This window comes from Staphylococcus sp. 231237_7MaSpsaltlick (assembly GCF_043107035.1).
In genome coordinates this window covers 404,131-427,281 of sequence record NZ_JBICNX010000002.1, presented here as the reverse complement: position 1 = coordinate 427,281, position 23,151 = coordinate 404,131, and the positions used below count along the sequence as shown (strand labels likewise).

Genomic DNA, 23,151 nt, shown 5'->3' with positions numbered 1-23,151 from the left:
TTTCTATACACTCCTTATTTGGTTCAATTTATGTTTTTAACGTTAGCTATTAAGCACTACAGCGACAATTAATGTCTATCATACTTAAATATTAATTCACCATTTAAATCATCTATTGATGTATAACGAAAACCTAACTTTTCATATAACGCTCTTGCAATATCATTGTTTCTAACAATACTTAAATAGATTGTGTTTATATCATAATTATTTAAAACTAAATTTATCAGCAATTTCATAGCTTCTCGTCCATAGCCTTTACGTTGATGTTGTTCATCAATAAGAATTCGATCAATCCAAGTTTCTTTGTTTTCTCCAAAGCAACCATACATCGCAAAGCCAACGACAATATTATCTTTATAAATTGCTACTGGATGCCACTGTGAAGATTTCTCGGCTTCGTTTAAACAATCCGTTATTGTTTCTATGAAATGAAATTGTTTCTTGGCTATTTTTAAATTTTTAACTTCATTTATATTAAATGAATTAATACTTTCTATATAAATACCCATAATTCCTCCTCGTCTTCTCCCTAAAATTATTATCTTTTTGCTTATTTTCAATTTATAAAAATCAGGCGTTTATTATACCGTTAAATATTTTACCGGAAAGATAATTACTGGTATATTAACATTATAACTTATTTTTAGGAAGGAGATAACATGGAAAACAACAATTTTTTTGAACTTATTCATAATGCCGAACTGTTTAATGATGCTACAATGACACTTTTTATGAAAAAATTTAATATGAACGTCAATATTTCACAGATTTTGGCTTTATCCAAATTAAAAGAGGAGGGGCCACAAAAAACCTCGTCTCTTGCGCTTTCCTTAGGCTATACTTCTGGCGCTATTACTAAATTAACGAACAACCTTATAAAAGAAGACTATATAGTAAGAGAGCAACAAGAAAATGACCGACGTGTTATTTTAATTACAATTACTGATCGAGGATTAGATGTTTTAGAAGAAGCTCAAAAGCAAGGGCGAAACATGAGAAATGAAGTTTATTCTGTTTTAAACACCCAAGAAGTTGAGCAACTACTAAGCATACAAAAGAAATTATTTGAACGTGTAAAATATCTAAATACAGAAAGCAGATAAATATTTTAAATTTTAGAGGTGGCTTAAATGCATAAAGAAAGGTTACATTTTGCGTGGTTAATATTAATAGGGCTCTGTGTTTCTGTAGGATTAGGGAAAGCAGCGTTAAATAATTCAGCAGGTTTATTTTTATCCCCTGTGTCCCAAGATTTAAATGTAGGCGTAGGGAGTTTAACGATTTATTTAAGTGTTTCTTCGATTGTTACCCTGCTGTTTCTTCCGTTTGGAGGAAAACTATTATCTAAATATAGTGCACGGTTAGTATTATTTTTTGCCATTGTTTTCCAAGCAGGGGCGTTCGCTTTATTTGGTTTAATGAATTCAATTTGGGGATGGTACCTCTTAGCTATACCGCTCGCTATCGGCGGGGTTTTCATTACTGTAATAGGTGGTCCTGTTTTAATCGAAAGATGGTTTAGTAAAGGGAAAGGGCTGGCCCTTGGTATTTTATCAGCAATTGGAGGGTTACTGGGTGTATTTGCGCAACCTATTATAGGCGCTTTAATTAGTCAGTTTGGTTGGAGAAATGCATACTTTATTACAGGATTAGGTGTGCTTATTATTGTTGCACCTATCATTTTATTATTAATTCGTAATTCTCCTAAGGATAAAAATACAAAAGCTTATGGAGATACAAGCACTGATATAGATCCCCATAAACAAATACAAAACATCGAAGGTATTTCGTATACTACGGCCAAAAAAACACCAGCTTTTTTCTTATTAGTCCTATTTTTCTTCATTATTACCGCCATATCAAGCTTTACAATGCATGTTCCCACTTATCTTGTTAATCATGGACAAAAAGTTAGTATTGCTGGCGCAATGATGTCTGCACTGATGGTAGGTGTTTTTGTCGGTTCACTCGTATTTGGTTATCTAACAGACAAGATTGGCGCAAAAAAAGTGGGTTTATTGGCTATGATACTAGGGCTAATCGCTACTATTTTATTGATTGCTATGCCTGATTTTATTGTGGTAGTAGCTGTTGCTTTATTCTTATTTGGAGTGTTTACTTCATCGATTGGAACAATAGCACCAGCGATGGCTTCGTCATTATTTGGAAGTAAAGACTATAGTCAAATTTATTCCACCTCATCAATTGGCTTAGCCCTTGCATCTATTGTCGCTTTACCAGCTTATGGTTTTATATATGATATTTCAGGAAGCTATACCGCGGGCCTTATTATTATTATTTTACTATTTGTGGTTAATATCATTGCGATTATTTTGGCTTTTAAAAATAAAGAAAAACTTGTTAAAGAAGGATATTGGAATTCTAAAAAGAAAGGTGATTTAAATGGCTAGACTAGATAATAAAATTGCTATCGTAACAGGTGGCGCAGGAGGCATTGGTTCAGGGATTGTAAGAGCCTACGTTAAAGAAAATGCGAAAGTTGTTATTGCTGACATTGCTGAAGAAAAAGGACAGGCATTGAGCCAAGAATTAAACAACCAAGGTTATGATACTTTCTTTATCAAAACAGATTTAAGTAATAAAGCATCATTACAAGCTTGTGTGGACCGTACTATACAGACTTATGGACAAATTGACATATTAGTTAATAACGCTCATGCATCTCGTATGAATAGTTTTTTAAACATTACGGAAGATGATTTGAATTTGTCATTTAATACGGGGTTTTATGCGACGTTTTATTTATGCCAAATGGTAATTCCTTATTTAAAAGAAACACAAGGAAACATTATAAACTTTGGTTCTGGCGCAGCTGTTAAGGGAGATAAAAATCAAGGGTCTTATGTTGTGGCTAAAGAGGCTATTCGTGGTATAACTCGCGTTATCGCAAATGAATTCGGAGCGTTTGGTATCAATGCTAATGTGATTTCGCCTATTGCTTATTCTGAAGGTGTTGATCAATGGAGAAAAGATAACCCAGAATATTATAATCAAGTTGTCCAAGGCATTCCTCTACAAAAATTTGGAGACGTTGAAAAAGACATTGGGCCGGTCGCTGTATTTCTAGGAAGTAAAGATGCTCAATATATTACTGGACAAACCGTAATGGTAGACGGTGGTAGTATTAAATTATATTAATCATATAAAGAAAGCGTGATAAATAATGAAAAATAAAGTTGGTATTGTAACCGCAGCAGGTAATGGCATTGGTAGAGCAAGTGCTATCGCCTTTGCAAAAGCAGGCGCAAAAGTTGTCGTATCAGATATTTCTGAAAAGGCGGGATATGAAACTGTAAGACTCATTCAAGACGAAGGTGGAGAAGCACAATTTATTAAGTGTAATGTAGCCGAAGAAAAAGACGTTAAAAATTTAATTGACCAAACTGTTAAACAATTTGGTCGATTGGATTGGGCACATAATAACGCAGGCATCGGCGCTCCAACAGCTCCATTAACAGAGATTGATACAGACCGTTGGCAGCGTGTAATAGATATTACTTTAACTGGTACATTTTTATGTTTGAAATATGAGATACCAGCTATGCTTGAATCTGGTGGAGGCGCAATTGTTAATACAGCATCTACAGGTGGTTTAGTTGGAACACCTGGTTTAACTCCTTATATTTCTGCTAAACACGGCGTTAATGGGTTAACTAAAAGTGCGGCATTAGAATTTGGCAAACAAAACATACGCATTAACTCAATTTGTCCTGGTATGACAAAAACAGCAGCTGTAGAAAATTGGAGTCAAGAAGCAGAAGAACAAGCGAAAGCTTTTGAATCTGGTATTCCGATGGGCCGTATGGGCATACCAAATGAACAAGCAAGCGCTGCGGTTTGGTTATGTTCTGACCAGTCTTCTTTTATTACAGGCATTAACCTTCCCGTCGATGGCGGGGAAACTGCAGAATAAGATTTTATTTTTAGTTATTCTACATGAATAAATTTGTCAACGTAATTATGTTTAAGGTTGTTAGTAAGATCATAGTACCAGTTATTATCGATTAGATTGCGCTTATTATCTTATCAGCAAATAGAAGCGACAATAGATGGTATACGCGAAAAAATAGGTTTTGATTCTTTTTTAGCTTCACCAATTGATTTATCACTGAGATCAAAAATTTTTTGACACTGTTTTAATCAATAATTCTTAACCTCATTAAACCAGCAAATTGTATTAATTGATTTCTAGATATTTTACATCCCTTTAAATCATCTTTACTTACGGTGAATTTGGTTATAATAAAAAAATCACAAGAAACATTGCCTTTTAATCAAGCTAATGAACGTAGAAGTATGCATATATTTAAGAAATATTTATTACCTAGAATGTCTTGGCACTGCATGTTAACAGCCCTTAGGTAAAATAGAAAAGAGCTTACAGCAGATTATTGTTTTCTGTAAGCTCTTTTTTATATTTTGAAATATAAAAAATCATTCCTATATTTATTATCGCTATAGAGGCTATTATTATTATTCGGCAATATTTTATTAACCTTTTTTATTAATCTCTTCCTCACTACGGTTTAAGACTATACGCCTTAAATAATTACTAGTAATATAGCTTTAATTTAGGGTGCCTTACTACAAAGAATACTAATCCGATAATTGTTCATATACCTAATGCAATATATGCAGGTATAGATAAAGAGGCAGGAGGACCAGGAATTAATAATAATAATAAAAAAACGAAATATACAATTGACCCTCAAAATAGCAAATGTTTTATAAAAAGATGCATATGAATTACTTGCTTTTTTATAACTAAATAGTTTCGTTGCTTATAAGCAAGTAATAAAATAGGCAATAGATATTCCTGTAAAGGACATATCTACAATCCAATTTAATGCTGTTCTACCTAACCAAGGGCGATTAAAGTAATAGTAAATCAGAATATGATATCTATATGTGGTGTTTTATATTTAGAATGTAATTTACCAAATATTTCTGTCATAATACCTGAACGCTCCATTGAAAATAGTAAGCGATTTGAACTCATCAAAAACCTATTTAAACCAGTAAATATTGCTATAATTATAGCAATTGCTAATAATGCTAAACTATATTCCCAAATGCATTTTGAATTACTGCCCTGTTAGCCATAAATCACTATTTAAATGATTGGGATTCAAACTTATCCATCCCGTAACCAGTAGCATAGTGACATAAGTTAATGCTGTTGCAAGTATGCTATAAACGATTAATTTGGAGGGAAATTGAACTCTTCTGTTGTTTGAGGTATATTATCAAATCCAATATATGCCCATGGAGCTACAGCTACCATCATAATTATAGAACTAAACAAACCTTGAGATTCTTTTGTTAATGTTTTTAAACTTTCAAATGAAAAACTATAACTAGAGAATGCACTGAAAAATAATAATAAAATAATTGAAATAATAGCTATACAAAAATAGTATTGTAATGATTCTGAAACACTAGCTTCTTTAATGGTAATGAGCATAAAAATAATTAATAATATAGATGCTACTAAAATATCAGTAATATATACATCCTATCCCCCCACATCCCCAATGGTATACAACTTATCTATATTTAAAATCTTCGGCATTAAAAATTTAAATAATAAACTAAAAGTCATGGCATTTAGCGCGACTACACAAATATACTCAAAAGTTAGAAACCAAGAAGAAAGGAAACTTACATATCGCTCAAAATCTAAAAAACTAAAAGTAAAAGCTCCTTCTGAAACAGGAAAACGTTCACCTTATTGTGTTTTAGTTCTTTATTTGCTTCTACGTATGTAATATTTTTATTAATATTATCAAAAGGTAAACTTTTGTTTAATTGCTTTGAGATTTGATATCCATAATTTCCATTAACATCATTAACTATAGCAATTGGGAGTTTATTAATATCTCCCGGCATAGCTTTATATCCTGGCAAGAGATAGCTAAAATCACTAAGTCATAAAAGACAAACATAAATATTGCTCCTTTAGCTCCTTTTGTTTTTATAAATTCTTGTTTATCATAACTTATACACATTAGTGTAAATAGTAAATTATAAATTGTTGAAAAATTATTACTTTAAGAATAAGGTATTCAATGAGTTTCTATTAATAAAAAATAGGTGGTTTTTAAATGAAAATTTCAAAGATAATTAATGCAAATATTTTAGATATGATAGATAACAAGCCTTATCTTGCTACATTGTATTTAAAAGATGGGTATATTGATCAAATTATCTCCCAAGATTCAATTATAAAAGATAATGAGGCACTTGATTTAGAAGAAAAATGGATTACACCTGGTTTTATTGACACTCATAGTCATCCCACAGCATATGGTACTACAAAAACAATGGTAGATTGTTCTGCAAATAAAATTTCTAATATAGATGAATTAATTCAGCAATTCAAAGTACAAAAAGAAAATTTATACAAAAAGGGTTGGGTTATGGGCTTCGGTTATAATGAAAAATCATTAGAAGAACAAAGACATCCTAATCGCTTTGATTTAGATAAAATTTCAGAAGATATTGCTATATGCGTTATGCACTATTCAGGGCATATGGCTACTGTTAATACAAAAGCTTTAGAATATATGGGGGTTAGTTTGGATGACCCAGATCCTGAGGGTGGCTACTATGAGCGTGACCAACATGGCAAAGTTAATGGTGTATTAATTGAAATTCCAGCAACTGCAAAATTACAACGTGTTTTACCTGAGGCTAAACCAGAAGATACTATCTATACAATGAATTTAGCTGTAGATGACTATGTTAAAAGTGGTATAACTAGTACATCTGATTTATTAATTGGTAGTAGAGGATATATAGATTATGAGGGAGTACTTAAATTTTTGGAGTCTCCTCAGAGAATTCGCACACGTTGGATGTTAAGTCATGAGTTATTAGAGCAAAATCACAATTTAAAAAATATTCATGCTAACGAAATTGAAGAAAAGTTAAATAATATAAGTAATGGTATGGGACATTTAGGTGGAGTTAAATGTTTTAGCGATGGCTCTATACAATTACAAACTGCATCAATTCGTAATAAATACTTGGATGGCAGTGAAGCGCCTGCACCATTAATGAGTAACAACAAATTAATTGATATATTTAAACATTTTCAAAAATTAGGATTTAATATCGTGACGCATGCTAATGGTGATTTTGCTGCTAAGTCAGTCATTAACGCTTATAAAGCTACAGCTGATTATAAAAAAACACCTTTATTAAATCGTATTGAACATCTACAAACAGTCACACAGGATGATATTAAAGAAATGGCTGAACACAACATTGGTGGTTCTTTCTTTATCAATCATGTATATTATTTTGGAGATTTACATCGTGATGTATTTTTAGGTGAAGATAAAGCACAAAATTTAGACCCATTAAGATGGGCTGAAGATGCGCATATGACATTCACAATTCATACAGATGCACCTGTTACACCGATTTCTCCTTTAGAATCAATTCAAATTGCAGTTAATAGAATCACAAAAAATGGGAAAGTTTTAGGTGAAAACCAACGTTTAACACGAAGCGAAGCATATAAAAAAATGACTATAGATGCTGCTAAGTTGAATAATACTCATGCCTGTGAAGGGTCTATCCAAGAAGGCAATGTAGCTGATTTTGTAATTTTAAATCAAAACCCACTTAATGATAAAGTAATATTGAATGATGATTTAATTGAAATGACTATATGCAACAGTGAAGTTATATACTCTATTTAATATATTTATTTAAGGAAAGTATGATACTTATAACATTCACAAATTGTATAATACTGTAGTTGCCTTTTTCTCAGGGGGCCAACTTAACCCAGAGAGGAGGACATTATCTACATTGAAAACCCTTGTTCACCTGACACTCCATTCATCAGTGATTATATTATTGCGTCATTTACGTATTGGTTAAACAAAATAGACGATTAGTCATATCTACAAAACCCCTTCATTACCAGTAATAGTGAGGGGTTAGTGCGTCTATGTTAGTTTCTTGATAAATGTTTTATAACATCCTAAATGCGTCTCCAACATTTCTTGCCACTTTCATTTCAATCCAATGACCTAAAAACATAATTAAAGTTAATGTAGCTAACCCCAAAAAAGAGCCATCGTATAATCTGTCGTACTACTAATATTATTAATATAAAAAGCATACAAGCTATAAATATAAGCTACCGAAATACCTAAAGCAACTAATATCATCGTGCTTGTTTTTTCAACTCCAAGTTCATCTTTTTCGCCAATTAAAAACGGCTTACCTCCATAAAAGAATAAAATTTTAGCAAGTATTAACCTACTCATTCAGAGCCTGAAAATGTGAATTGAAATGGTAATTCAGCTCCCATCATTGACGATAAAATAATGATAGGTATTGCAAAAATTAATGAGACAAATAATTTAACTTTAAACTCACCATGATAGTGATGTTCGTAATCACTGCTATGGTCATGGTTTCCATAGTGATCATGATGTTCATGGTTTGGCAAATCTTCATACTTTTAATTATCAAAACATCACATACCCTAGAGCGTATAATGACAACATTATGCATAACAACAAGTTCATATATTCTTGAATCATTTAATAGTCACTTTTTATTAACATAATCGATGATTAATAGAAAAATATACATATTAAAGTAATTCTCTTAAATCTTTCATAATTATATTTTTTAATAAAGGCTGTTATTAAACTCATAAAAATACTTAGTTTAATAACCATTTTTATAGAAGTATAATAAATTTTAAATATATTGGAGATAAGTCATTTGATTAGAAAGGGGAAAACATTTTAATACAAGAAAATGTTTAAATAAAGGTGATTAAGAAGCAATAATTGGTAACAGTAAGGTCCAAGGACATTTAGTTGGTGGTTGTTTAAAAATGTTTAATACTTCGAGAGGGAGAAATTTATCTCCAGATGTTAGTGAATTCAATAATTCGATAATTTTCATAGAAAAACACCTCCGAATAAATTCCTCCTGAAAATGAATTCAACGAAAGTGTCTCTATTTTACATCCTATATTTGAAATCATTTTAGCAAATAAGGAATATCTTTAATGTTTTATTCTTTTTTATTTAATTCTTCTATTATTAGCGGTAATTCTGTTATATCTTGTAATACGTAATCTGCCCCATTAGCTATAAATTTTTGTTTTGTTTCTTCTATAATTTTATTTTTTTCCTCTTTATTCAAATTATTCCACTCATTTTCTCTTAATCCAACAACCGAACTGCCTTTAATAATACCTACTGCTGTAACACCACTATTAACTGCTTCTTTGATATCGGATACAGTATCTCCTACTTTTATTACTTCATGAACCGATTGTAATTCGAGTTGACGCATATTTTCAAAAATCATATATGGATACGGTCTACCGTGTCCCCCCACATCATCAGCTGTTACAATATGGTCAGGTGCATATCCCTTTTCTTTCGCAGCTGAACTCACTATTTTCATCATTTCTCTTGTATATCCTGTTGTAGAACCAATAACATATCCTTTTTCTCGAAGATCGTCTATGACTTCAGTCACATTAATTATTGGATCAGTAAATGATTTTAGATTCTTCATTAATAGCTTTTCAAATTGATTATATAAATTATCTATGTCTTGTTCGCTATGTGCTTTGCCGTATTGTTTTTGCCACAATTGTTGTATTCTTGGCATTTCTAACATAGTTTGAATATGATCTCTTTTTAACATACCCATTGGTTCACGAGCTTCGTCTATTGTCACTGTTACTTCGGCTGCTTTAAAAATATCTATAAATACATTTACAGGTGCAAAGCAACCAAAGTCAACTGTAGTACCAGCCCAATCGAATATAATTCCTTTGATTTTAGTCATATTTATTCCCCTTCCTTAACTTGATATTCTTTTATTACTTTAATTAATAATTCAAAGTCACTTCGATGTAAATCGCCAATATTACCAATTCTAAATGAAGGTGTATCCATTAATTTACCAGGATATAATACAAAATCCCTCTGTTTCATATATTCATAAAAAGCTTTAAACTCAAACGATTCATTAGGATATAAAAATGTAGTAATAATTGGTGATTGTACTGTACTTTTAACATAAGGTTCAAATCCAATTTTCTTCATTTCATTGATAATATACGTATTGTTACTTTGATATCGTTGATATCGTTGTTCTACACCGCCTTCTTCTTCTAATTCGCTGATAGCTTGTCTGAAAGCCCCAACTACGTGTGTGGGTGAAGTAAAACGCCATTTGCCATCTATATCCATATTTTTCCATTGATCATAAAGGTCTAGGGAGACACTCGACGCGTTCCCTTCACATAGTTCTAATGATGTTCGTTTGGCGATAACAAATCCAAATCCTGGCACACCTTGAATACATTTATTAGCGCTACTAATTAAATAGTCAATATCTAATGCTTGTATATTGATTGGGACACCACCAAAACTACTCATTGCATCTAAAATAACTTTCAAGTTGTTTTGAGTAGCCATTTCGCATATTTCTTCGATTGGATTTAAGATACCTGTCGTTGTTTCGCAATGAACAAATGCGATATGCGTAATTGAGGTGTCACTATCTATTATTTCCTTCAGTTCATTGATATTAGGTATTTCATTATATGCTAAATAGACTGGAGTAACGTTTTTTTTCATTACTTGCGCCATCTTAACCATTCTTTCACCATACGCACCATTGCTAATAATAAGTATATGATCGTCATCGGATAATGCTGTCTGTAGTACGCTCTCTACTACGAAACTGCCGCTCCCTTGTTGTAACACTGTCGTATACTTACTAGAATCTGTCATTCCTATTGTTAACAATTTTTGACGTATTGACTGTGTTAGACTTTTATAGTCATCGTCCCAAGTACATCGATCTTCTAACATTTGCGCTTTTACTGTTTCCGTTGTTGTCAATGGTCCTGGTGTTAAAAGTTTATATTGTGACATAATAAACGCCTCCTTAGTTATTTTCTACTAGTTTTTTAGCATCGTTAAAAATATCTTGATGTTTTTCTAATAATTCTACCGTTAAGCGTTCATCCCATTTTTTAGGATATTTAGGCTCCTGCGTTTTCTCTACTTCTTCCCCCTGATATAAAGGCACTGGATATGTTTTCAGTAAATCTTCACGGCCATGTTGTTGAATTGTTTGAACCATTTTCTGTGCTTTCTGTTGTTTCTTACCGCCCTTATTCACTACAGCTGCAGCTTCCACTAGTGAATAATTACCTTCTTTAGGGTCAATAAAGTGTATCGGATTTCCATTCTGTTCAGATTTAACGGCTTGGGCTCTTAATCCAATACCAACAGCTACTTCCCCAGACTCTACTTTTTTAAGTGGTCCTGAACCTGAACTTTCTAAATGAGGCCCTGTATTATCAATTAGTTTTTCTAAAATTTTGCTACCTTCGTCATTACCATATTGTCCTAAAATACTTTGAATGACTAACCACCCGGTTGAGGATTCCATAATATTTGGCATTGCAATTTGATTTTTGTATTCAGGTTGGGTCAAATCTTTTACTGTTTTAGGAATAGGTAAGCCTTGTTTTTCTAACGCTTTAGTATTCACAAATAAAGAGCCCATGTTTCCTAATAATGGAATTATATAATTAGGAAAGGAATCAATTGTCTTTTTCTGTTTTTCTGCTTCCATTGACGCAAACATATTATTTTTATCTTGTGCACTTTCTAAGTAATAGGTAGATTGTGTAACAACATCTGCTTCAATATTTTTACCTTCTGCAATCATTTTCCCTCCTAATTCGGCAGTAGAATGTGGTTGAATAATATATTCTCCTTTAAAGCCATGTTGATCTAAAGTTTTTTCCATAACAGTAATGGCTTCTTCATCAGAATTCGTTGCAATGACGACTTTATCGGTAGATGAGCCAAGACCAAAATAAGAAAAATATAACAGTATTAGGCATAGTAATACACCAACAAACAGTTTCAATTTCATTTAGCTCTCCCCTTTTCTACTTTGTGACTTTAGCCACCAACTCGTTAACAGTCGCGCAATAACATTAGTAATAAAAATCAAAATTGAGAGGATAAAGATATCTACAAACCGATTAAAGTGTTGTAGCTGATTAATTTGTGTAGATACGATTTGTGTAGATGTCGACACCAAAAAGATCACACCACTAATAGTTACCATTGCATTGATAAAATAATAATTAACCATTTCTACGATAGTTGTTTTCATGTTAGGAATAATAATTTTGAATATTGTCTCCATCCAAGTATCTTGCATTAATGTACTTGTTGTATCCCACGAGGGATTCAGCTTATCTAACGCAGACTTAGCCATTAAGAATGGTGTCGTATAATAATGCACTACAATACTCAAAATAATGATAAGAAATGTGCCTTTAATACTACTATTTTGGAAAAACAATAAATATGAAAGACCTAAAATCATTCCTGGAACGGTATTCGTAACCATCGATATCATTTTCAACACTTGTTTTCCATATAATTGAGTACGCACAGTAATGAGCGCACCACAGAAACTAACAATAGTCCCAAAGACTGCTGTTGCTACAGCTACAAATAATGCTTGAATATAAATATGAATCAAAATATCATCTTGAAATAATTTGATTACATGCGTTAATGTAAAGTTCAATTGATACGGATAACGTTCTGTAAACGGTACGATAAACATAACTATGAATATTAATAAAATAACAGTGCTCAGTATAAAATTCGCACCATTCATAATATAGTCATGAATAGGTCGTTTTTTGACACTCGTATGGTTATCTCCTTGTTGTCTCACATTCCATTTTTCTATCACTGACAAGAATATAAAGCCGGAGACTGCTGGAATAAGCATTAATACCGCAATTACTGCACCTTCTGCAAATTTAGGTATAGATCCTAAAATCATTTGATACAATGAGGTTGCTATAACGTTATAATCCGCACCTATCGATGCTGGAATCCCAAAATCAGTAAAACTTAATATAAATGACAACACAAAAGCATTTGCAATCGGAATTAATAATGGTCTTAATAATGTATGATAGAAACGTCTCCACCTATTATCTTTCATAATTAGCGAAATGTAATAAAATCTATGGTCTACATAATTAAATGCATTTGAGATAATGAAATAGGCTGCTGGTAATGTGTAGATTACATAGCCAATAAAAAGACCATTTTTACCATAAATCGTAAATGGTGCGTCACCTAATATACGAGCTAATATCCCCTCGTTACCAAATAGATACATAAGTATAAAACCATATGTAATTGTCGGTACAAGCATTGGTAACAACACCATTGTTTTATTATATGTTTTAATCCAGCTCGCTCCGTGTGTCATATGAATTGTATAAGCTGCAAAAAAAGCTAATATAGTTGTCACAGTAGCCGCTAACAACGATATTTTTATACTATTAAATAATGAAGTTACTATAGTTTTATTATTTAAAATATCATCATAATAATGTAAGCTAAATTGACCATCACTGATAATTGAACGTCCTAATAAGAAAATAATAGGTAAAACAAGAAATATAAGAAAAAATAAAATAATAAGTGTAAATAATATACGCTGACTATAAATTTTAGGCACCATAGGATGCTCCAAATAATTGATAAATATGATTTCTTTTCACTTTAAGCTGGTCTAAAATAAATTGTTCGACAAATTTATTTTTCGGTTCATTAATAATATTATCTGGCGTACCAAATTGTGCTACCTTTCCATTTTCTATTACAACCACCTTATCAGCCATAGTTAAGGCTTCCTCTGGGTCATGGGTTACAATGATTGTCGTTAAATTTAGCGTTTTTGCTATTTTTTGAATCATATCTTTAATAGATTCTTTAATTACACCATCTAATGCGCTCAACGGCTCATCCATCAATAAAATTTTAGGTTCCATAGCAATTGTTCTTGCAATAGATACACGTTGCTTTTGTCCTCCTGACAATTCATGTATCTTTTTATACAAATGTGGTCTAAGCTCGAGCAATTCTATTAAATCAGTCACTTTTTTATCATATGGATTTTTCTTCAAGTTTTTTAAACCGTAAATAATATTTTCGTAAGCATTTAAATGTGGAAACAAACAATAATCTTGAAATACAATATTAAAATCACGTTTGTGCATTGGCTTATTTTGGATAACTTCATTATTATAAATAATTTCTCCTGCACTTACTTCTGTCAAACCTAAAATCATATTTAATAATGTTGTTTTTCCACAACCACTCGGGCCGAGTAAACTAACGATTTCTCCATTATTGATAGCTAAGTTAATATCATTTAGAACTTCATTATTTTTATATTTTTTTGAAACATTTTTTAATTCTAACAATGTAGCACCTCCAATTTGCTATACTAAAAGTATACAAATTGTTTATTAATCTCATGTTAAACAAATGTAAAAATTGATTAAGTGTTGACTATTTAATTACCAACTGTTTAATATATTACTATATAATTTAGGAGGATTCCACTATGTTACCTACTGAGAGAAGACGTAAAATAATTAAAGTACTTGAAGAAAACGATTTTATGAAATTGAAATCATTACAAGAAAATTTAGATATTTCTATGGAAACGTTAAGAAGAGATGTTCAAAAATTAGCTAAAGAAGATTTGATTACTAAAGAATATGGAGGCATCCGTATCAAAAAAGAGCAAAATGGAGAATCAATGATTGAACAACGCTTATCTTTAAACTTAGCTAAGAAAGAAGAGATTGCTAAAAAAGCAGCCAATGAAATTAAAAATGGGGATTGTATCTTTTTAGATAGTGGCTCTACTACTTTACAAATTGCTAAAAACTTAACTTATCATGAGAACCTAACTATCATTACTAATTCTATCCCCGTAATGTTACAAACATTAAACCAAGGTCACACAGTAATTAGCATAGGAGGAAAAGTGCGTAAATCAGAACAATCTATTACAAGTTTTGATTTTTTATTTAATTTTGATCGGTTAAATATTGAAAAATCATTTATTTGTTGTAGTGGTTTTTCATCAAATAATGGAGTGACTGATTATAGTTTAGAAGAAGTTGAAACACGTCGCAGAATATTACAAATGTCTAAAATTAATTATCTTACAGCGGACAGTAGTAAATTAAATAAAACTGTTACTATAAAAATATGTGATTTTAACGAACTTGATATATTAATCTGCGATAACGAATTAAATGAAAATGATAAAGAGAAATTAATCAATGAAATATATATAATTTAACTTTAAAATGTAGGTTATCATTACTTTCTAAAAGTTTTTATTAACCGTTCCCACTATTATTAGTAAATTAGATAAAGACAATTATCCAAAAATGAAACTAAAAACATCCTAATAATTAATGATTTTCTTACTTGTTTCATAAACAAACTTTTGTATTTTGGAAGATATTTTTCACATCATTTATATTATGTTACTTTATCTATTACTTTGATGATGATAAATAATAGATATAATAAATTAATAGGAGAGAGCAGAAATTATACTGTTCTCTCCTACTTGCTAATATTTATAGTTTGTATACTAATAAAGTAATTAAGTCTCATTACATAAATTTAGATGAATTTTATTGTTACTGAAAATTCTTTGTCATCTTCAACTCCATTAAAACTAGTAAGGCCAATTTTATTTCATCATACATTTACATAGAAATAATGACTCAATTTAAAAATAACCCATTATTGTCATGATTATTGAAATAATGCTGGGAATGCTTGATAGCCTTCTCTCATGTTAACAATATTTGTAAATCCTCTGTATTCTAGTATTCCCACAGCGATAGAACTTCTAACGCCAGATTGACGATGTAGATATATTTTGTCCCTTTCATCAAAGGGACGATCTGCGTTTAATAATTTACCGTTAAGATACGGCTTTTAAAAAGCTGAGCAAAATTTGCTCAGCTTAATTTTTATTAAGTATATTATCAACAGCTTGTGCAACTTGTTTTGGTGATTGGGGATTTTGTCCGGTAACCAGTCTATTGTCGACTTTAACATAGGGAATAAACGGTACTTTGGCTTTACTATAATACGCTTCACGTTTTTTTATTTCGCTCTCTAACATAAATGGCACGATTTTTTTACGATTAGCTAAGATTTCTTCAGTATTAGAAAAACCAGTTATTTCTTTATTATCAATAAAGTACCTGCCATTTTCGTCTTTTACATTCAGTAACGCAGCTATACCATGGCACACTGCAGCAACAATACCTCCATGATTATAAACTTCATTTATTGCATGTTGTACGGCTTCATTATTAGGAAAATCAAACATTACCCCGTGCCCACCAGTAAAGTAAATCACATCATATTCAGTAGGTTTTGCTTCATTTATAGACTGAGAGTTACTTAAAATATCCATAAAAGATTGATTATTGTAATATTTTTTAGTCATATTATCTAACATTAAGGGTTTTAAACTAACCGGATCAATTGGTGTGCTCCCACCGTCAGTATTAAATAAATCAATTTGATAATTTTTAGAGTTAAAATAATCATAGAAATGAACAAGTTCCCCAAGCCATAGTCCTGTCGCTTTACTGCTGCCTTCAAAATAATCTGTACTTGTATTAACTATCATAATTTTTTTCATTACTTTAATCTCCTTTTAAAATATTTCTAATACCTTCTTCATATGTTGTAACTTTAAAGTCAGGAAAATTTTCCTTAAATTCGTTAGATTTAAAGACATTGTCATACTTATATCTTGGTAATAACTCGGTAAGTTCTTTAACTTGTTGGTTAAATAAACTACCTATTTTAAATAGCCACATCGGTACAATAGTATATTTAATTCTTCTACCTAATACATTTTCTGCTTTACTCATTATTTCTTTATAAGTGATACTGTCATCGGTCGGTAAATGCCAAGTTTCACCATATGCATCAGGCGTATTTCCTAATAGTACTAAAGCGCGACTTGCATCTGGAGTCCAAATAAGGGTACGTAATACAGAATCATTTATAGGTACAAATGCTCGTTTATCATTTTTCACTCGATTAAATACTAAAGAGTTCGTTATACTTTGAGTCAATCCAGGCCCATAAAATTCTGGCGCTCGGCCAATAACTGCGTCAATAGATTTGTCTTTCATAGCTGACAACAACATTTCAGCCATATTAGCACGAACTTTTGATTTTCTACCTACTGGAACAAACGGACTATTTTCTACTTGAACGTCAGCGTTTTTTTCATACATGTATGTATTATCAAAAAATGCTAACTTAGTATTTGTTTCTTGGCATGCTTTAACTACATTTTCCATAATAATTGGGAATCGGTTTTCCCACAACTCTGAATTAGCAGGTAAGCCCACAGCAAAATATACAATTTCACTTCCTTTAACGGCTTTATAAGTATCCTCGTAGTTCATTAAATCTGCTGCTACTAATTCATCAGTATCATGAATTTTTTTAGGTTTTCTGCCAACCAATCGAATATGTTTAGTATAGTTATTATAAATTTCCTTCGCTATTTCTTGTCCAATTTGTCCATTACTTCCTAACACCGTTTGCATGTTGACATCTCCTTTTAAATTAAAAAAAGTGAACCAATTCCTTTCATTGATTCACTTTATATAACATCAATTTACGTATAATAAATTAACGATTTTATTGTTGATTATTCTTTTTATTGATCCATTTTGTTGATATATCCATAGCAGCACGTGTCGCATTTGTTTGGTCCATAGAATTTACCATAACAAAATCATGAATAATACCTTGAAACCTCATTTGCGTTATCTCTACACCAGCTTCTCTTAGTTTGTTCGCATATGCTTCACCTTCATCACGTAATACATCAGCTTCAGCATTTAAAATCATGGCACTTGGTAAATCTTTTAAATCTTCTATTGATGCTTGAAGAGGAGAAGCTGTTATTTCTGCTCTTTCATTAGGATCAGTTGTATATTGATCCCAAAACCATTTCATACCTTCTTTAGTTAAATAATAATTTTCTGCAAATTGATTATATGACTCAGTATCAAATTCAGCGTTTGTTACTGGATAGTATAGTAACTGTTGATTGATTGTTAGACCTTTGCGTTGTTTGGTCATAATTGTCATAACCGTAGCCATATTACCGCCCACTGAGTCCCCGGCAACTGTAAGTTTATTAATATCAAGTTTTTTCTCATCAGCAACCTCTTTTAATTGTTGTAAAACATCGTAATTTTGTTCAATTGCTGTTGGGTACTTTGCCTCAGGTGAAAGTGTATATTCTGGAAAGACTACAACCGAATTCGTTCTTACGGCTAACTCTCTAACTAATTTATCGTGTGTTTTAGCATTACCGAATACCCAACCTGCACCGTGTATATAGAAAATAACGGGTAGTGTATCTTTATTTCCTTCTGGGCGTATAAAACGCACTGGTACATCGCCAAATTTTTCAGTTTTAAATGTTGTATCTTCAATATCTACATTGTATTTTTCGACTGGGGATGATTGCACTTCTTCTAATAAGGCTCTACCATCTTTAGGCTCTAATTCATAAATACGAGGATGTGGTTTATTAGCCTCACTAAATTCTTGAGCAGCTTGTTCCAAAACTACTTTTTTGACCATAATTAACAATCTCCTTCAATATTAAAAATTTTCAATTTATAAAAGAGTAATATTATTACACTACCCATATGTTTAAATATATAAGCATATATACTTAAAAATTTATACAGTTTCTTTGTTTTTATATTATTTTTAAAGGAAGTTGTGAGTTCTTTTAGCCAAAGTAACGTATTTTCTAAATCAGAACTTTAATACCTTTCTAATACCGTTTGTTTAACTGTTAAAAACCCAGTTTCACATATTAAATATTATTATGATTATTCATGTTAAATTTCGCGTTTCTGGATACCTAAATCCATAGGTGCCAATGTCTCAAGTCGTACGTCTTGATCTTCATAATATAGTTTCTTTAAATCGACATCGAAGAATTGTTTCATTCTTTTTTCTGTCATGACATCAGCTGTTTTTCCAAAGATAATACCTTTTTCTTTTCCAGTAATAATCACGTTATCTGAAAGATAAAATGCATGGTTAGGATAATGTGTATTAATAATACATGATATACCTTGTTCTTTGGATAGTTTACGTATCGTTTGTAAAATTGTAATCTGTTTTTGAATATCCAAATGGGATTCAGGCTCATCTAGTATTAATAATTCCGGATTCGATACAAGTGTTCTTGCAATAAGTGCTAACTGTAATTCTCCACCGCTAACTTCGTTACATGATTGATTGGCTAAATGTTGAATACCAACAGTCTCTAGTGCTTCTATAGCGGCTGTTTCATCTTTTTTCGAAGGTTGTGCCAAAGCACTTATAAATGGCGCTCTTCCCATAATCACAAGTTCTAAGAGCGTATAACCAAAAGTCATTTTTTGAGCTTGAGGTACATAACCAATCTTCTTCCACAATTCTTTTTTCTTCAGGTCATTTAACGGAACATTATCAATAAACGTCTCGCCATCCGTCCAATCTAGCAGTCCAATAACACATTTTAACAATGTTGTTTTTCCTGCACCATTCGGCCCTAAAATTGATAAGACCTCGCCAGGAGCCAATTTAAAATTCACATCTTCTTTATATAAATAAGGTTTGTTTTTATAATGAAAGTTGCCTTTTTTTACTTCTAAGTGCATTACCACGAACCTCCCATACGGCGTAATAAGTATGCAAAAAATGGAGCGCCAATAATTGCAGTTAATATAGATAATGGAATTTCAGTAGCTGTTAAACTTCTAGCTAAGTTATCAATAATTAATAGATATGTACTACCAATAGCAAGTGACACAGGTAACACATATTGATTATTGTTACCTACAAACATACGTGCAATATGTGGGATGATTAAACCAACCCATCCTACGATACCCGCTACTGCTACCGTAGCTGCTGTGATTATCGTTGCGCCTGCAATGATTGCCCATTTTAAAGCTATAACAGGAATACCCATAGATTTAGCTTCATCTTCTGGTAACGTGAGTAAATTTAGCCTCCATCGTAGTGTATACAGTATGAGTACTCCTACGATAATAATTGGCGCGGCAATATATAAATCTTTATAAGTTGCTGTCCCTAAACTTCCCATTAACCAATATGTGATTGCGGGCAATTTCTCTTCTGGATCAGCTACAAACTTCATTAATGAAATAAGCGCGTTAAACAATGCTGATGTAATGACACCTGCGAGCACAAACATAAAGATTGGAGAATTTTTTTGATTTCCTGCTACAAAAAACGTAAACAGTATCGCCAATAATCCAAATGCTAAAGCTAATATTTGTGCCCCAAAAGTGTTACCAAAAAACAATATACCTAGAGATGCTCCAAATCCAGCTCCTGCTGAAACACCCAATATGTCTGGTGAAACTAAAGGATTACCAAACATACCTTGAAAACTCGCACCAGATATAGACAATCCACCCCCTATTAATAAAGCTAATAATATTCTTGGAAAACGAACATTCATCACTACCGTTTCTTGTACTGGTGCCCATGTTTCTTCTATAGGAATAATTTGTGATGTTAAAATTTTAATAATGGTAATAGGGTCTATAAAAACTCTTCCTACTCCGAGTGAAATAATGGCTACCACAAGTGGTAAAAAAATTAATAATAATATTTTTGATTTCTTCATTAGTTAACTCCTTAATACTTCGCAGCATCAGAAGAAGGATGTAAAATAGACTCAACATCTCTGTCTGATAATTTATAGTCGTAAAAATCTTGGTAATATGATTTTATTTCATCTTTCATATCATATTTGAATTTATCTGGGTGATTATGTTGTGCCATCCATTTAAGCATTAACGGCGCATCCCCGTTTGGTGGGAACCAACGATAGATACCTAAAGGCACCTTATAGACCGCTTTGTCTTTAACTGCTTTGACTTGACTCCAATCTTGACCAGACACTTTGTTTTTCAATAAATCGTTAGGCTGGGTCTCAGTGAAATTCGTAATATAGATTTTATCTGGATCCCATTTATAAATTTGTTCCATATTAACTTCTTTTTGACCATCAACCCCATCATCACCGACAACATCGATACCACCAGTTGCTTCTATCCATTTTTCACTAAAGAAATTACCGCCACCAACGACGATAGAGTTGTCTGTGTGTTGATGTAAGAATAAAACTTTGGGTTTGTCTGATTTTTTCGTGTCTTGTAGCCCATCATCAATCATTTTTTGCGATTTTTCTCCCTCTTTCATAAATTTCTCAGTTCTATCACTCGTCTTACCACCTTTAATATCTGAAGTGACTTTTAACCAGCTGTTAAACGTAGCTAAAGGGTCAGCGTCTTCTACCTTGATTGTCTGCAACCCCATTGTTGGTATGCCACTCTCCGCAACTTTATCTAAGGTTTTCTGTTCCGTAGCATTTTCAAAGTAGACATCTGGGTTTATTTTAGACAGTTCTTCTATATTCACATCGCCATTTTTCACAAACTCTGTAGACGCTTTTTTTATATCTGGCGATATTTTAGAAAGTATAGAATTTTCTGCAGCGTTATACGCATTAGGATGTATGCCTTTAATTTCTTTTGTAGAGTTCGTCCCTACAAACCAAGTAGAAAAGTATGGCAAGATACCTCCTACTACAATACTGTCTGGATCTTTTTTAATTTTCACTTCTCTATTTGTTTGGTCTTTCACTATTTTTTCTTCTTTTGTTAATTCTTTATCTTCTGAATTCGTAGCTGTCGTATTTGAATTACATGCTGTAAGTAATGTAGCTGATAATACAATCCCAGTTAGGATACTATATTTTTTCTTCATTGATTATCTCCTCTTCTTAGCCATTGTCCTAAACCATGTAAAAATGGCTTAGCTTGATTAATAAATCCAAGTCCAATATGAAACATTGGATCTAAAGACGTTACGATTAACTCGCCATTGAAATTGACATCATCAATATAAAAAATAGACCGTCCTTCTGGTGTATTTAATAATGATTTCGCGCCATTTGGTGGAGCGAACGTGCCGTGATAATGCCACTTCATATCATCCACTTTCAAATATTCATATAAACTATGCGTTTGATAATCAGGGTTTAACGGGAGGTCGCCGTTGGGTCGAACCCACCAACTGAAATTCACTTCAGAATCTTCCCAATGTATGTGAGGAAACCATTGATCCAATACTTCTCCAAAAATCACTAGCCGCTTACCTTGTTTTAAAAAATTTAAAAATAATTGTCTATGTTGTTTCAGTAATTGAATATCTAGCCGACACGATAATAAAATTGTGTCATAGCAACTTAAATCGTGTGATCTTAATGTTCTAATATGTATCACGTCATTATATAAATACTTAAATTCCTGTTCTTCTAAAAATCTATTTTGGTATGGTGTCCCATTAACAATCAAAGCTATATTCAATGTTGATAATCCTCCCTAATTCTCGATGCTTCTGTACGTATGGCATTTAACATCTGTAGCCCCACTTGATTTGAAGTGTTGTCTTCGTATGTATAGATACGATACATATCGGTGCCAGCACCTGCATATATCGTTCCTTTATGTGTTCGGTCTACATAAACAATAGGTTGTTGTTCTTGATCCGTTATTAACACTTTTGCTTGCTCAGGAACTGTTTCAAAATAACCTCTTGAAAAGAAACCCCGCACGCCTCGTCTATATTCCAAATCTTTTACTTTAATATTCTCAAAAAGCCCATTATCCGTTGCTTTCACTTCTAAAGCTCGATCTTTTAACGAGATGGAAGACCTTTTCCAATTCGATACACAATTCAACCAAGGTAAAGATTTTTCCACTAATGTGAAAATCACTCCGCCTTGGTTTATATAGTCATGTAATATGTCGTCTTGTGCCAATAAATAAGGCTCATCGATATGGTTTGAAATAATCACGCCATCAAATATATTTAAATTGGTGTTTGGCAAGTCGTATACATTTAAAAACACGAGCCCTCTTAGACGATCTAATTCTGTAAGTCTCGAAAATTGGATGTCTATTGCTAAATATGCGATTTTATTCATTTTTCTACTTCCCTTGCTAAATTTTATATTTATGCGTATTTTATAATATATAAACTATTTTAACGATAATGATTATCAATTTCAATTTCAATTTAAAAAATTAATCATCATCAAAAATGTTATTTC

General features: G+C 31.9%; 21 protein-coding genes and 4 pseudogenes. 8 read left to right on the top strand and 17 right to left on the bottom strand.

Annotated features, from left to right (window positions below; translation table 11 throughout):
- Positions 1-68 precede the first annotated feature (68 nt).
- Positions 69-512 carry a GNAT family N-acetyltransferase gene (locus ACF91D_RS05060; protein ID WP_327620862.1) on the bottom strand — a complete coding sequence of 148 codons (444 nt, stop codon included), beginning with the start codon at positions 510-512 and terminating at the stop codon, positions 69-71.
- A 150-nt stretch (positions 513-662) separates the two neighbouring features.
- Here ACF91D_RS05060 and ACF91D_RS05055 point away from each other — a divergent pair, with 150 nt between their 5' ends.
- From ACF91D_RS05055 to ACF91D_RS05035, 5 genes and pseudogenes are all read left to right on the top strand, one after another.
- Positions 663-1,106: a MarR family winged helix-turn-helix transcriptional regulator gene (locus ACF91D_RS05055; RefSeq protein ID WP_069793311.1), complete on the top strand. Its 444-nt coding sequence runs from the start codon at positions 663-665 to the stop codon at positions 1,104-1,106.
- 27 nt (positions 1,107-1,133) lie between these two features.
- Positions 1,134-2,414, top strand: a complete 1,281-nt coding sequence (locus tag ACF91D_RS05050; RefSeq protein ID WP_327620863.1) for an MFS transporter — start codon at positions 1,134-1,136, stop codon at positions 2,412-2,414.
- Positions 2,407-3,162: an SDR family NAD(P)-dependent oxidoreductase gene (locus ACF91D_RS05045; protein WP_069793309.1), complete on the top strand. Its 756-nt coding sequence runs from the start codon at positions 2,407-2,409 to the stop codon at positions 3,160-3,162. The genes ACF91D_RS05050 and ACF91D_RS05045 overlap by 8 nt, the downstream gene beginning before the upstream one ends.
- Before the next feature lie 25 nt (positions 3,163-3,187).
- Entirely contained in the window at positions 3,188-3,937 is a 750-nt protein-coding gene (locus ACF91D_RS05040) for a glucose 1-dehydrogenase (protein ID WP_069793308.1), read from the top strand.
- A gap of 332 nt (positions 3,938-4,269) precedes the next feature.
- Positions 4,270-4,389: pseudogene (locus ACF91D_RS05035) on the top strand (hypothetical protein); the annotation flags it as partial.
- A gap of 126 nt (positions 4,390-4,515) precedes the next feature.
- Here the strand turns inward: ACF91D_RS05035 and ACF91D_RS05030 are convergent.
- Positions 4,516-5,749: pseudogene (locus ACF91D_RS05030) on the bottom strand (APC family permease); the annotation flags it as partial.
- A gap of 379 nt (positions 5,750-6,128) precedes the next feature.
- Between ACF91D_RS05030 and ACF91D_RS05025 the strand changes: the two are divergent.
- On the top strand, positions 6,129-7,733 hold the full coding sequence (locus ACF91D_RS05025) for an amidohydrolase (protein WP_069793307.1): 1,605 nt from the start codon (positions 6,129-6,131) through the stop codon (positions 7,731-7,733).
- A gap of 280 nt (positions 7,734-8,013) precedes the next feature.
- On the opposite strand, the pseudogene ACF91D_RS05020 reads toward ACF91D_RS05025, so the two are convergent.
- Positions 8,014-8,356 (bottom strand): annotated as a pseudogene (locus ACF91D_RS05020) (heavy metal translocating P-type ATPase); the annotation flags it as partial.
- Between the two features lie 534 nt (positions 8,357-8,890).
- On the opposite strand from ACF91D_RS05020, the gene ACF91D_RS05015 reads away from it, so the two are divergent.
- The gene (locus ACF91D_RS05015) at positions 8,891-8,992 is read left to right on the top strand and encodes a hypothetical protein (RefSeq protein WP_158262151.1); all 102 of its coding nucleotides are present in this window, start codon (positions 8,891-8,893) and stop codon (positions 8,990-8,992) included.
- A gap of 80 nt (positions 8,993-9,072) precedes the next feature.
- Here ACF91D_RS05015 and phnX read toward each other — a convergent pair whose 3' ends face one another.
- From phnX to ACF91D_RS04990, 5 genes are read right to left on the bottom strand one after another with little or no spacing between them, the layout of a single operon-like run.
- Complete coding sequence (phnX, locus tag ACF91D_RS05010; protein WP_069793305.1) at positions 9,073-9,861, bottom strand: phosphonoacetaldehyde hydrolase; 789 nt, start codon at positions 9,859-9,861, stop codon at positions 9,073-9,075.
- Between the two features lie 2 nt (positions 9,862-9,863).
- Positions 9,864-10,958, bottom strand: a complete 1,095-nt coding sequence (phnW, locus tag ACF91D_RS05005) for a 2-aminoethylphosphonate--pyruvate transaminase (RefSeq protein WP_069793304.1) — start codon at positions 10,956-10,958, stop codon at positions 9,864-9,866.
- A gap of 13 nt (positions 10,959-10,971) precedes the next feature.
- Positions 10,972-11,973: an extracellular solute-binding protein gene (locus ACF91D_RS05000; protein ID WP_039067913.1), complete on the bottom strand. Its 1,002-nt coding sequence runs from the start codon at positions 11,971-11,973 to the stop codon at positions 10,972-10,974.
- Positions 11,974-13,599: an ABC transporter permease subunit gene (locus tag ACF91D_RS04995; RefSeq protein ID WP_107549901.1), complete on the bottom strand. Its 1,626-nt coding sequence runs from the start codon at positions 13,597-13,599 to the stop codon at positions 11,974-11,976.
- A complete protein-coding gene (locus ACF91D_RS04990) occupies positions 13,589-14,344 on the bottom strand; it encodes an ABC transporter ATP-binding protein (RefSeq protein ID WP_069793302.1) in 756 nt (251 codons plus the stop codon). The genes ACF91D_RS04995 and ACF91D_RS04990 overlap by 11 nt, the downstream gene beginning before the upstream one ends.
- A gap of 143 nt (positions 14,345-14,487) precedes the next feature.
- Here ACF91D_RS04990 and ACF91D_RS04985 point away from each other — a divergent pair, with 143 nt between their 5' ends.
- A complete protein-coding gene (locus tag ACF91D_RS04985; protein WP_069793301.1) occupies positions 14,488-15,237 on the top strand; it encodes a DeoR/GlpR family DNA-binding transcription regulator in 750 nt (249 codons plus the stop codon).
- A gap of 467 nt (positions 15,238-15,704) precedes the next feature.
- Here the strand turns inward: ACF91D_RS04985 and ACF91D_RS04980 are convergent.
- The 9 genes and pseudogenes from ACF91D_RS04980 to ACF91D_RS04940 form a co-directional block, all read right to left on the bottom strand.
- Positions 15,705-15,878 (bottom strand): annotated as a pseudogene (locus ACF91D_RS04980) (rhodanese-like domain-containing protein); the annotation flags it as partial.
- Between the two features lie 40 nt (positions 15,879-15,918).
- On the bottom strand, positions 15,919-16,608 hold the full coding sequence (locus tag ACF91D_RS04975; RefSeq protein ID WP_327620864.1) for a type 1 glutamine amidotransferase domain-containing protein: 690 nt from the start codon (positions 16,606-16,608) through the stop codon (positions 15,919-15,921).
- Between the two features lie 4 nt (positions 16,609-16,612).
- Positions 16,613-17,533: an NAD-dependent epimerase/dehydratase family protein gene (locus ACF91D_RS04970; protein WP_327620865.1), complete on the bottom strand. Its 921-nt coding sequence runs from the start codon at positions 17,531-17,533 to the stop codon at positions 16,613-16,615.
- A 94-nt stretch (positions 17,534-17,627) separates the two neighbouring features.
- Complete coding sequence (locus tag ACF91D_RS04965; RefSeq protein WP_101050632.1) at positions 17,628-18,584, bottom strand: alpha/beta hydrolase; 957 nt, start codon at positions 18,582-18,584, stop codon at positions 17,628-17,630.
- A 266-nt stretch (positions 18,585-18,850) separates the two neighbouring features.
- Positions 18,851-19,660, bottom strand: coding sequence for an ABC transporter ATP-binding protein (locus ACF91D_RS04960; RefSeq protein WP_069793297.1), 810 nt, complete (start codon positions 19,658-19,660; stop codon positions 18,851-18,853).
- Positions 19,660-20,658 carry a FecCD family ABC transporter permease gene (locus tag ACF91D_RS04955; protein ID WP_039067905.1) on the bottom strand — a complete coding sequence of 333 codons (999 nt, stop codon included), beginning with the start codon at positions 20,656-20,658 and terminating at the stop codon, positions 19,660-19,662. Before ACF91D_RS04955 ends, ACF91D_RS04960 begins: the two co-directional genes overlap by 1 nt.
- A gap of 11 nt (positions 20,659-20,669) precedes the next feature.
- Positions 20,670-21,803 carry an ABC transporter substrate-binding protein gene (locus ACF91D_RS04950; RefSeq protein WP_039067904.1) on the bottom strand — a complete coding sequence of 378 codons (1,134 nt, stop codon included), beginning with the start codon at positions 21,801-21,803 and terminating at the stop codon, positions 20,670-20,672.
- A complete protein-coding gene (locus ACF91D_RS04945; RefSeq protein WP_039067903.1) occupies positions 21,800-22,405 on the bottom strand; it encodes a hypothetical protein in 606 nt (201 codons plus the stop codon). The genes ACF91D_RS04950 and ACF91D_RS04945 overlap by 4 nt, the downstream gene beginning before the upstream one ends.
- Positions 22,402-23,025 carry a hypothetical protein gene (locus tag ACF91D_RS04940; protein WP_039067902.1) on the bottom strand — a complete coding sequence of 208 codons (624 nt, stop codon included), beginning with the start codon at positions 23,023-23,025 and terminating at the stop codon, positions 22,402-22,404. Before ACF91D_RS04940 ends, ACF91D_RS04945 begins: the two co-directional genes overlap by 4 nt.
- Between the last annotated feature and the right edge of the window lie 126 nt (positions 23,026-23,151).